Raw genomic sequence first — 11,400 nt, forward strand, 5'->3', positions numbered from 1 at the left:
GCCGACCCTGCGCCGCCGGGTCTCAAGCCAGCCCCGGCCCGGCGGCGAGAGCCTTCTCGACGAATCCGCCTCACAAGGCGAACATGCCAGGCGTTCGCCCGATGCGAACGTCGGTGGAGTGATGCCGGCATGAATGCAGCTTCCGACCCTGGCCCCGCCCTGCTGGAAGTCCGCGGCCTCTGCAAGAGTTTTGGCGCGCTGCGGGCCCTGCAGGAGGTCGATTTCACCCTGCGGGCCGGCGAAATCCACGCGCTGCTCGGCGAGAACGGCGCGGGCAAGTCGACCCTCATCAAGGCGGTGACCGGCGTGTTCCCGCGCGATGCCGGCTTCGTCAAGCTCGGCGGCGTCGAGGTCGCGCCGCGCTCGGCCAAGGCCGCGGTCGATGCGGGGATTGCGACCGTCTATCAGGAAGTCAATCTGCTGCAAAACCTGTCGGTGGCGCAAAATCTCTATCTCGGCAGGCAGCCGACGCGGTTCGGCCTGGTGCGCGAGGCCGAAATGCGCCGACGCGCCACCGAACTGCTCGCGGAATTCGACCTGCACATCGATGTCGCCGAGCCGCTTGGAAACTACTCCGTCGCGATCCAGCACATCACGGCGATCGCGCGCGCAGTAGACCAGTCGGCGCGCGTCCTGATCCTGGACGAGCCGACCGCGAGCCTCGATCGGCATGAGGTCGAGATTCTTTTTTCAGTGATGCGCAAGCTCGCACAGCGTGGCATCGGCGTCATCTTCGTCACGCATTTTCTCGATCAGGTCTATGAGATCTGCGATCGCATTACGGTGCTGCGCAACGGCCGCCTGATCGGCGAGCGGACGACCGCCGAGCTGCCCCGCATCGAACTGATCCGCATGATGCTCGGCCGCGAGCTTGCGGAGACGACAAGCGAACGCGCAGCGGCGCGGGCGCGGCAAGCGGGGGAAGTTTGCGCGCGGTTTGAAGGCTACGGCAAGGCCGGTTATGTCGCGCCGTTCAATCTTTCGCTTCGCCGCGGCGAGGTGGTGGGGCTCGCGGGCCTGCTCGGCTCGGGGCGCACTGAAACCGCGCGGCTGGTGTTCGGCGCCGAGCGCGCCGACAGCGGCAGCGCCACTGTCGATGACAGGCCCGTACGACTGCAATCGCCGCGCGATGCGGTCGCCCACGGCTTTGGCTATTGCCCAGAGGAGCGCAAGACCGAGGGCATCATCGCCGATCTCACCGTGCGCGAAAACATCGTCCTGGCCCTGCAGGCCAAGCGCGGCCTCGCAAAACCGCTGTCGCGCACCGAGCAGGATGAGATTGCCATGCGCTTCATCCGGATGCTCGACATCCGCCCGCCGGAGCCGGAACGCCCGATCGGGCTGTTGTCCGGCGGCAACCAGCAGAAGGTGCTGCTCGCCCGCTGGCTCGCGACATCGCCGCGACTCCTGGTGCTGGACGAGCCGACCCGCGGCATCGATGTCGGCGCCCATGCCGAGATCATCCGCCTGATCCGCGAACTCTGCGACGATGGCCTGGCGCTGCTCGTGATCTCTTCCGAACTCGACGAGATCGTGACCTATTCGGACCGGGTGATTGTGCTGCGCGATCGCAGCCACATCGACGAGCTGGAAGGAGAAGCCATCGACGTCTCCAATATCCTGGCGGCGATTGCCGCCGGGACAGCCGGTGCAGAGGCCGGGCAGTCATGATGGCCAGGTTGCAACGGGGGCTTCCCCAGATCATCGCACTGCTGGTGATCCTTGCGATCGACCGCGCCGTGTCGCCGCAATTCTTCGATCTGCGGATGCAGGACGGGCGGCTGTTCGGCAGCCTGATCGACGTTTTGAACCGCGGTGCGCCGGTCGCGCTGCTGGCGCTTGGCATGGTCCTGGTCATTGCGACGCGGGGCATCGATCTGTCGGTCGGCGCGGTCATGGCGATATCGGGCGCGATTGCCGCGAGCCTCGCCGATGGCCACGGCCTGCCGCTGGCGCTGGCTGCCGCGCTTGGCGCCGGGCTGCTGTGCGGCCTCTGGAACGGTTTTCTTGTCGCGGTGCTTGGCATCCAGCCGATCGTTGCGACCCTGATATTGATGGTCGCCGGGCGGGGTGTCGCGCAGCTCATTACGGAGGGGCGGATCATCACCTTCACCGCGCCGGATCTGGTCTGGCTCGGCAACGGCGCCGTGCTCGGCGTTCCGACGCCGGTGGCCGTCGTGCTCGGCATGTTGATCGTCACAGGTGCCGTGGTCCGCGGCTCCGCGCTCGGTTTGTTGATCGAGGCGACCGGCGGCAATGCACGGGCGAGCGAACTGGCCGGGATCGGCACGCGCGCCATGATCCTGGCGGTCTATGTCTGGTGCGGCCTGTGCGCGGCGCTCGCCGGGGTCATCGCCGCTGCCGACATCATGGGCGCGGACGCCAACAATGCCGGGCTCTGGCTGGAGCTCGACGCGATCCTGGCGGTCGTGATCGGCGGCACCTCGCTGTTCGGCGGTCGCTTCAGCCTGGTGCTGGCGATGGTCGGTGCGCTGATCATCCAGGCTATGAACACCGGCATCCTGCTGTCGGGCTATCCGCCGGAGTTCAACCTCCTGGTGAAGGCGGCCGTTGTGCTGGTCGTCCTGCTGTTGCAGTCGCCGCGCCTCGCCAGTGCCGGCGCGATGCTGGGGAGGGCGCGCCAGTGAGAAGGCTGCCGCCGGTTGCGATCACCGCCATCGTTTTCGTCGCCGGGTTTGCGCTCTGCACGGCGCAATTTCCTAATTTTGCCTCGACGCGCGTCGTGGCCAATCTGCTGACCGACAATGCCTTTCTCGGCATTGTCGCGACCGGCATGACCTTTGTGATCATTTCCGGTGGGATCGACCTCTCGGTCGGCTCGGTGATCGGCTTTACCACCGTGTTCGTCGCGCTCGCGATCGAGCGCCTCGGCGTGCCGCCGCTTGCCGCCTTCGCGGCGATCCTGTTGTTGTGCGCCGCTTTTGGTGCGGCGATGGGTGCCATCATCCATATCTTCGATATGCCGCCTTTCATCGTCACCTTGGCCGGCATGTTCCTCGCCCGCGGTGCCAGCTTTCTGATGTCGACGGAATCGACGCCAATATCGGCGCCGCTCTATTCGGCGGTATCGGATTTCGCTTGGCGGCTGCCGGGCGGGGGGCGGCTCACCGCCATTGCCCTGATCATGCTCGCCGTGGTCGGGGCCGGCGCCGTGCTGCTGCACTTCACGCGCTTCGGGGCGAATGTCTTTGCGCTCGGCGGCAGCCGCACGACTACAGCCCTGATGGGTATCCCGGTCGGATCGATGACGGTGCGCATCTATATGCTGTCGAGCGTCCTTGCCGGCCTCGCCGGCATCGTCTTCTCCTTCTACACCGCGGCCGGCTACTCGCTGTCCGCGGTCGGCGTCGAGCTCGATTCCATTGCGGCCGTGGTGATCGGCGGCACCCTGCTGACGGGCGGCCAAGGGTCGGTGGTCGGCACCTTGCTTGGCGTGCTGATTCAGGGCTTGATCCAGACTTACATCAACTTCGATGGAACCTTGTCGAGCTGGTGGACCAAGATCGTGACAGGTGTCCTGCTGTTCGCCTTCATTGCGCTGCAGCAGGCCATGCTGGGCATCGCCCGCCGCACCGCCCCCCGTAAGGCAGGAGGCCCCAAATCATGACGTCCCGGCTTGTCGTCATCCCGACGCGGCGCGCCCATTCCAACCACGCCGAGGTCGCCCGCAGCATCGGCGTCGATATCATCGCCGGCCGCTATGCCGAAGGCGGCCGCCTGCCGGGCGATGCCGAGCTCACGGCGATGTTCGGCGTGTCCCGGCCAGTGTTACGCGAGAGCGTCAAGACGCTGGTGGCCAAGGGGCTGCTCACCACCAAGGCGCGGGTCGGCACTGTCGTGCGCGAGCGCGGCGCCTGGAACATGTTCGACGCCGACGTGCTGGCCTGGCATCTCGACGCCGGCATCGACCGCCGCTTTCTCAACGATCTCGCCGAAATTCGCCTCGCGGTCGAGCCGCGCGCGGCCGCGCTCGCAGCCCACCGTCGCTCGGAGGCCGACATCGCAGAACTCAATCGCAGCATGGCGCGGATGCGGAGCGAGGCGTCCGACTCGGTCGGCTTTGCCGATGGCGATCTCGCGCTGCATCTGGCGGTCGCCAATGCCTCCGGCAATCTGTTCATGCGCTCGATCGGCAACGTCATCGAGGCGGCGCTGCGCGCCTCGTTCCTGCTCAGCGCGCCGGTTGAAACACAGGACCGCGAGACGGTGCTGCTATGGCACCAGCGCATTGTCGATGCGATCGTAAGCGGCGATGCCGGGGCAGCCACCGCCGCCATGACCGAAGTCATTCACAATGGACTCCGGCGCCACGAGGAGACTCCGGCATCCTCTGCTGCCACGTCAGCGATACCGGCCACGGCCGAGCCTGGAGAACAGTCATGAACCCGCTTCGCGTCGCCATCGTCGGCTTCGGCAAGATCGCCCGCGACCAGCACGTGCCCGCGATCGCCGCGACCGAGGGCGTCGAGCTGGTCGCCGTCGCCAGCCGCAACGCCTCGCTTCCCGGCGTGCCGCATGCGGCCACGCTCGAGGAGCTCCTGCGCGAGGGACCGCCGATCGATGCGGTCGCGCTGTGCACGCCGCCGCGGGTCCGCCACGCCCAGGCGGCGACGGCACTGGCCGCCGGCAAGCATGTGATGCTCGAGAAGCCGCCGGGCGCCACGGTGGCCGAAATCACCCCGCTTGTGACCGCTGCGCGGTCAGCGCAGCGCACCCTGTTCGCGACATGGCACTCGCGCTACGCGCCGGCCGTCGAGCCGGCGCGGCAGCTGCTGGCCGGCCGCAAGGTTACGTCCGTCAAGATCACCTGGAAGGAAGACGTGCGGGTTTGGCATCCCGGGCAGGCCTGGATCTTCGAGGCGGGTGGGCTCGGCGTGTTCGATCCCGGCATCAATGCGCTGTCGATCCTGACCCGTATTCTGCCGCAGCCGCTATTCGTGACGTCGGCCGATCTCGCGTTTCCGGCCAATCGCGACGCGCCGATCGCCGCCAACCTTGCGCTCAGCGATGCCTACGGGCTTAACATCACAGCGGAGCTCGATTTCCTCCAGACCGGCCCTCAGAGCTGGGACATTGATATCGAGACCGATGCCGGCCCGGTTACGCTTTCGCGCGGCGGCGCAAAGTTGCAGGCAGGGGGTAAGCAGCTCGTCGATGCCCCCGATGCCGAATATGCCGGGCTCTATCGCCGCTTCCGCGACCTCACCATGGCCGGCGAGAGCGATGTCGATCTGGCGCCGCTTCAGCTCGTCGCCGATGCGTTCCTGCTGGGCCGGCGCCGCATGGTCGAGCCATTCGAGGACTAGCATGAGCAATCCGTCGGTATCTCGCGTGGTGCGTTCCCGCTTCGGCGTCCTGCCCGACGGCAGCGACGTCGAGCGCGTCGTCCTGCGGCATCCCGAGGGGCTGGAAGCATCCATCATCACCTATGGCGCGAGCTTGCAGGCGTTGCTGGTGCCGGACGCCGCCGCACAGCGCGATGACATCGTGCTCGGCCATGACGCGTTCGAGGGCTATCTCGCTCGCCGGCAGTTCTTCGGTGCGACGGTCGGACGTTACGCCAATCGCATCGCCGGTGCGCGCTTTACGCTCGACGGCGCCGAGGTTCAGCTTGCGGCTAACAACGGCGCCAATGCGCTGCATGGCGGGTTGGAGGGCTTTGATCGACGTAACTGGCGCATTGCGAGCGTCGACGGCGGAGAGCATCCGGCCGTGACGCTTACCTATACCAGTCCCGATGGCGAGGAGGGATATCCGGGAAAGCTCGACGTGGAAGTGACTTGGCGGCTTTCCGGGCCGATGGAATTGCTACTCGACATGACCGCACGGACCGATCGTCCGACCGTGGTCAATCTCACCAATCACAGCTTCTTCAACCTGTCAGGTGCGCGCTCGGGCCGGCAAATTCTCGACCATCACCTCATCGTGGCGGCGGATCATTTCCTTGCCATCGATGCCGGCGCGATTCCGCTGCCGCAGCCGCCGAGCGAGGTTGCCGGCACGCCGTTCGACTTCCGCGAGGGCCTTGAGGTCGGTGCGCGGATCCGCGACGACCATCCGCAATTGCGCGTGGGCCGCGGCTATGATCACAATTTTTGCCTCGCGCCGGCAAGCGGCGAGCCTCGTTTTGCGGCGCGGCTCGCCGAGCCAACGTCCGGCCGCGTGCTCGAACTGTTCACCAACCAGCCCGGCCTGCAGGTCTATTCCGGCAACTTCCTTGACGGCACCACGGGCGGGAAGGGCGGCCGTCTCTACCGCCAGTCCGACGCGATCTGCCTCGAGCCGCATGCCTGGCCGAATACGCCGAACCGGCCGGACTTTCCGACCGCCCGGCTTGATCCGGGCGAGGTCTATCGTCACACCACATCGTATTGTTTCACGCATGCGGTCCACGGTCCGATTCAAGGCGCAATCGGGACACAATCCGAGGTAGAGTTCCCTGAGAGGAGTGGACGATGATCGGGGGGCCCAGGATGGAAGAGGTGCCAACGAGCGTGCTTTGCCGCGAGCGGTGCCATCTCGGCGAGGGGCCGACCTACGACGCCGCCACCGATACGGCTTGGTGGTTCGACATCGTCGGGCGCCGGCTATTCGAGGCGCGGCTCGATGCCGGACAGATCACCATCCATTCGCTCGATGTGATGGGCAGCGCGCTCGGCCGGATCGATGCGCACCGTCAGCTCCTCGTCGCCGACGACGGCCTCTATATCCGCGAGGCGACGGATGGACGGATGGCGCTGTATCGTGCGCTCGAAGCCGACAACGCCGCCACGCGCTCGAACGACGCCCGAGTTCACCCGTCCGGCACTTTCTGGATCGGCACCATGGGACGAAAGGCCGAGCGGGGGCTCGGCGCTATCTATGTGTTGCATCGCGGCGAACTCACGCGGCTCTATGAGCATGTCACCATCCCGAATGCGATCTGCTTTTCACCGGACGGGACCGTCGGCTATTTCGCGGATACGGGGGAGAATGTACTCTACCGCGTCGACCTCGATGCGGCGACCGGCCTGCCGCGCGGCGAGCCGGCCGCGCTGGTCACGCGGCGGGGTGGCGGCGGGATCGATGGTGCGGTGGTCGATGCCGATGGGCTGATTTGGAATGCGCGCTGGGGTGGCGGCTGCATCGATGTCTATAGCCCGCTAGGTGAGCATCTGCGCACGCTCCGCGTACCGGCGCGGCAATCGAGCTGCCCTGCCTTTATTGGGCGGGATTTCTCGCGTCTGCTCGTGACGTCGGCCTGGCAGGGAATGGCCGAGGATGCGAAACGCGCCGATCCCGATCATGGCCGCACCTTCGTACTCGACGTCGGAGTAAACGGCCGCCCGGAGCCGAACGTGAAACTTGCAACCGCTTGACGGAGGACGGCAAAGCGCGGCAACCAAACGCGCAAGATGATCTGAATTCAAGAACCGCCTCGAGCGGGCTGACGATCCAAAAACCAGAGATCCTCGATGAGGAAGGGAGAGAAGCATGACTAGTCTGAAGACGACATTGTCGGCCCTGGCGCTGGCAACAACCATGGCCGCTGCGGCGGTGACCGGGGCCTTCGCCCAAAGCAAGGGCACCGTCGGCATCGCGATGCCGACCAAATCGTCGGCGCGCTGGATCGACGACGGCAACAACATCGTCAAGATCCTCAAAGAGCGCGGCTACGGCACCGATCTGCAATATGCCGAGGACGACATTCCGAACCAGCTCTCCCAGATCGAGAATATGGTGACCAAGGGTGTCAAGGTGCTGGTGATTGCCGCGATCGACGGCACCACGTTGTCGGACGTGCTGAAGCAGGCGAAGTCCAAGGGCATCGTCGTGATCGCCTATGACCGCTTGATCCGCGACACGCCCAATGTCGACTACTACGCCACCTTCGACAATTTCCAGGTCGGCGTGCTGCAGGCGCAATCGATCGAGCAGGCGCTCGGCTTGAAGGACGGCAAGGGACCCTTCAACATCGAACTGTTCGGCGGCTCGCCGGACGACAACAACGCCTACTTCTTCTACAACGGCTCGATGTCGGTGCTGCAGCACTATATCGATAGTGGCAAGCTGGTCATCGGAAGCGGCCAGAAGGGCATGGACAAGGTCTCGACGCTGCGTTGGGACGGCGCCACGGCGCAAGCCCGCATGGACAACCTCTTGAGCGCCTTCTACGGCCGCAAGCGGGTCGATGCGGTGCTCTCGCCCTATGATGGCCTCTCGATCGGCATTCTCTCGTCGCTGAAGGGCGTCGGCTATGGCAGCGGCAACATGCCGATGCCTGTGGTCAGCGGCCAGGATGCCGAGGTGCCCTCGATCAAATCGATGCTGCGCGGCGAGCAGTATTCGACCATCTTCAAGGACACCCGCGATCTCGCCAGGGTTACCGCCGATATGGTCGACGCTGCCCTCAGTGGCAAGGAGGTCAAGGTCAACGACACCAAGACCTACAACAACGGCGTCAAGGTGGTGCCTTCCTATCTCCTGAAGCCTGTCGTCGTCGACAAGAGCAATTGGGAGAAAGTTCTGGTCGAAGGCGGCTACTATAAGAAGTCGCAGATCGAGTGAGCAGGAGCGCGGCGCCGGCGACAACCGGCGCCGCCACCAGCCCGCCTGAGCGGCGGGCAGAGATATGAAGGACATGATGGTGCGATGACCGCAATTCTCGAAATGCGCGGCGTCAGCAAGAGCTTTGCCGGCGTGCAGGCCCTGCGTGACGTCAACTTCACAGTCGAGGCCGGGCAGATCCATGCCCTGGTCGGCGAGAACGGCGCCGGCAAGTCAACGCTCATGAAGGTACTCAGCGGCGTCTATCCCTACGGCGACTATGAGGGCAGCATTATCTTTGAAGGCGAGGAGCGGCGTTTCCGCGACATCAATGATTCCGAAGCGCTCGGCATCATCATCATTCACCAGGAACTGGCGCTGATTCCGCTGATGTCGATCGCGGAGAATATCTTTCTGTCGCACCCGCCCTCGCGTGCCGGCGTAATCGACCGCGACACGGTGTACCGCCGGACCAAGGAACTGCTCACCCAGGTCGGCCTCACCGAGATGCCGGATACGCTGGTCACCGATCTCGGCGTCGGCAAGCAGCAATTGGTAGAAATCGCCAAGGCGCTGTCCAAGCGGGTCAAGCTGTTGATCCTGGACGAGCCCACCGCCAGCCTGAACGAGAATGACAGCGCGGCGCTGCTGGATCGTCTGCTGGCCTTTCGCGCCCAGGGCATCGCATCGATCCTGATCTCTCATAAGCTATCGGAGGTGGCCCGCGTCGCCGACCGGATCACGGTGCTGCGCGACGGCCGCACGGTCGACAGCATCGATTGCCGGGCCGAGCCGGTGGAAGAGGACCGGATTATCCGCAGCATGGTCGACCGCGACCTGGCGCATCGCTTTCCGGAGCGCACCCCCAGAATCGGCGAACCCGTCTTTGCGGTTAAGGACTGGACCGTGCATCACCCGCAGCACCGGGAACGCCAGGTGATCAAGGGTGTCGATTTCGAGGTCCGGCGCGGCGAGGTGGTCGGGATTGCCGGGCTGATGGGCGCCGGCCGCACCGAATTCGCCATGAGCCTGTTCGGCCACGCCTGGGGCGATCGGATCAGCGGCCAGGTGTGGCTTGACGGCAAGGAAGTGAACCTCTCCAGCGTGGCGGCGGCGATCGATGCCGGCCTTGCCTACGTCACCGAGGACCGCAAGCAGCTCGGCCTGATCCTGGATAGCGACGTGCGCAAGAACATCACGCTGGCCAGCCTCGGCCGGGTGGCGCGCCAGGGCGTGATCGACGACATATCCGAACTGCGCGTTGCCAGCGACTACCGCAACCGGATGCGGATCCGCTGTTCCGATGTCTATCAGGAGACCGGGCAGCTCTCCGGCGGCAACCAGCAGAAGGTGGTGCTGTCGAAATGGCTGATGACTGATCCGAAGGTATTAATCCTCGACGAGCCAACCCGTGGCATTGACGTTGGGGCAAAATACGAAATCTATTGTATCATCAACGAGCTTGCCGAGGCCGGCAAGGGGGTGGTGATGATCTCGTCGGAAATGCCGGAACTGCTTGGCGTCTGCGACCGCATCTGCGTCATGAATGACGGCGCCTTTGTCGGCGAATTCGCCGCCGCTGAGGCCACCCAGGAAAGGATCATGCGCGCCATCATGCGCAACAAGAGCATTGCCAGGAAGGAAGTCGAGGGAGAACTACGGATATGACCGACAAGACGGTTTCGCTCCCGGAGCCTTCGCACACCGGCTTCATCAAGAACAATCTGCGCAATTACGGCATGCTGCTGTCGCTGTTTGCGATCATGCTGTTCTTCCAGATCATGACCGACGGCACGCTGCTGCAGCCGCTGAATCTCACCAATCTGGTGCTGCAGAACAGCTATATCGTGATCATGGCGCTCGGCATGCTCCTGATCATCGTCACCGGCCATATCGACCTGTCGGTCGGCTCGGTCGCGGGCTTTGTCGGCGCGGTGGCGGCGGTGTTGATGGTGCGCTACCACGTCGCCTATCCGCTGGCCTTCGTCGCGTGCCTAATCGTTGGCGCGGCGATCGGCGCCGCACAGGGCTATTGGGTTGCCTACTTCAAGATTCCGTCCTTCATCGTGACGCTGGCCGGCATGCTGGTGTTCAAAGGGCTCGCGCTCGCGATCCTGGCGGGCCAGTCGGTCGGGCCGTTTCCGCCGACCTTCCAGAAACTGTCCTCGGGCTTCATTCCCGAATTGTTTCCCGGGGCCGGCACGCTCTATCCGACCTCGCTGCTGATCGGTGCGGTTTTGGCGGTGGCGCTGGTCTACACCAGCGCGAAAGCCCGGGCGCGCCAGGCTTCGCACGGCATCGAGGTCGAGCCGTTTGCGTTCTTCGTCGCCAAGAGCGCGGTGCTGTTCGCTGTGATCGTGTTCTTCGCCGGTCTGATCGCCTCGCATCGCGGCCTGCCCAACGTGCTTGTCATCATGACGGCGCTGATCGGGCTTTATGGGTTCGTCACCACCCGCACCGTGATCGGCCGCCATATCTATGCGATCGGCGGCAACGCAAGGGCCGCCAGCCTGTCCGGCATCAAGACCGAGCGGCTGACGTTCCTGACCTTCGTCAATATGGGTGTGCTGGCGGCGCTTGCCGGGCTCGTGTTCGCCGCGCGGCTCAATACGGCGACGCCGAAGGCCGGCGCCGGCTTCGAGCTCGACGTCATCGCCGCCTGCTTCATCGGCGGCGCGTCCGCCTATGGCGGCGTCGGCAAGGTCGGCGGCGCGGTGATCGGGGCCATGATCATGGGCGTCATGAACAATGGCATGTCGATCCTCGGCATCGGCATCGACTACCAGCAGGTGATCAAGGGTCTGGTGCTGCTCGGTGCCGTGTGCCTCGACGTTTACAACCAGCGGCGATAGG

At 65.0% G+C, this 11,400-nt stretch carries 10 protein-coding genes; all 10 read left to right on the forward strand.

Going from position 1 to position 11,400, the window contains the following annotated elements:
* Window positions 1-129 precede the first annotated feature (129 nt).
* The 10 genes from QA643_RS13665 to mmsB all read left to right on the forward strand — a co-directional run bounded on the left by QA643_RS13665 (window position 130) and on the right by mmsB (window position 11,399).
* Entirely contained in the window at window positions 130-1,671 is a 1,542-nt protein-coding gene (locus tag QA643_RS13665; protein ID WP_283033681.1) for a sugar ABC transporter ATP-binding protein, read from the forward strand.
* Window positions 1,668-2,648 carry an ABC transporter permease gene (locus QA643_RS13670; RefSeq protein WP_283033682.1) on the forward strand — a complete coding sequence of 327 codons (981 nt, stop codon included), beginning with the start codon at window positions 1,668-1,670 and terminating at the stop codon, window positions 2,646-2,648. The genes QA643_RS13665 and QA643_RS13670 overlap by 4 nt, the downstream gene beginning before the upstream one ends.
* On the forward strand, window positions 2,645-3,628 hold the full coding sequence (gene yjfF, locus QA643_RS13675) for a galactofuranose ABC transporter, permease protein YjfF (RefSeq protein ID WP_283033683.1): 984 nt from the start codon (window positions 2,645-2,647) through the stop codon (window positions 3,626-3,628). Before QA643_RS13670 ends, yjfF begins: the two co-directional genes overlap by 4 nt.
* Window positions 3,625-4,404: a FadR/GntR family transcriptional regulator gene (locus QA643_RS13680; RefSeq protein ID WP_283033684.1), complete on the forward strand. Its 780-nt coding sequence runs from the start codon at window positions 3,625-3,627 to the stop codon at window positions 4,402-4,404. Before yjfF ends, QA643_RS13680 begins: the two co-directional genes overlap by 4 nt.
* Window positions 4,401-5,327: a Gfo/Idh/MocA family oxidoreductase gene (locus tag QA643_RS13685; RefSeq protein ID WP_283033685.1), complete on the forward strand. Its 927-nt coding sequence runs from the start codon at window positions 4,401-4,403 to the stop codon at window positions 5,325-5,327. Before QA643_RS13680 ends, QA643_RS13685 begins: the two co-directional genes overlap by 4 nt.
* A 1-nt stretch (window position 5,328) precedes the next feature.
* On the forward strand, window positions 5,329-6,480 hold the full coding sequence (locus QA643_RS13690) for an aldose epimerase family protein (RefSeq protein WP_283033686.1): 1,152 nt from the start codon (window positions 5,329-5,331) through the stop codon (window positions 6,478-6,480).
* 14 nt (window positions 6,481-6,494) lie between these two features.
* Window positions 6,495-7,379 (forward strand): SMP-30/gluconolactonase/LRE family protein, encoded by an 885-nt coding sequence (locus tag QA643_RS13695; protein ID WP_283034796.1) that lies wholly within the window; start codon window positions 6,495-6,497, stop codon window positions 7,377-7,379.
* Window positions 7,380-7,494: 115 nt separating this feature from the next.
* Entirely contained in the window at window positions 7,495-8,568 is a 1,074-nt protein-coding gene (chvE, locus tag QA643_RS13700) for a multiple monosaccharide ABC transporter substrate-binding protein (protein ID WP_283033687.1), read from the forward strand.
* An 84-nt stretch (window positions 8,569-8,652) separates the two neighbouring features.
* Complete coding sequence (mmsA, locus tag QA643_RS13705) at window positions 8,653-10,215, forward strand: multiple monosaccharide ABC transporter ATP-binding protein (RefSeq protein ID WP_283033688.1); 1,563 nt, start codon at window positions 8,653-8,655, stop codon at window positions 10,213-10,215.
* Window positions 10,212-11,399: a multiple monosaccharide ABC transporter permease gene (gene mmsB / locus QA643_RS13710; protein ID WP_283033689.1), complete on the forward strand. Its 1,188-nt coding sequence runs from the start codon at window positions 10,212-10,214 to the stop codon at window positions 11,397-11,399. Before mmsA ends, mmsB begins: the two co-directional genes overlap by 4 nt.
* The last annotated feature ends 1 nt before the right edge of the window (window position 11,400 follow it).

This window comes from Bradyrhizobium sp. CB3481 (genome assembly GCF_029714305.1).
Classification (GTDB): Bacteria; Pseudomonadota; Alphaproteobacteria; order Rhizobiales; family Xanthobacteraceae; genus Bradyrhizobium.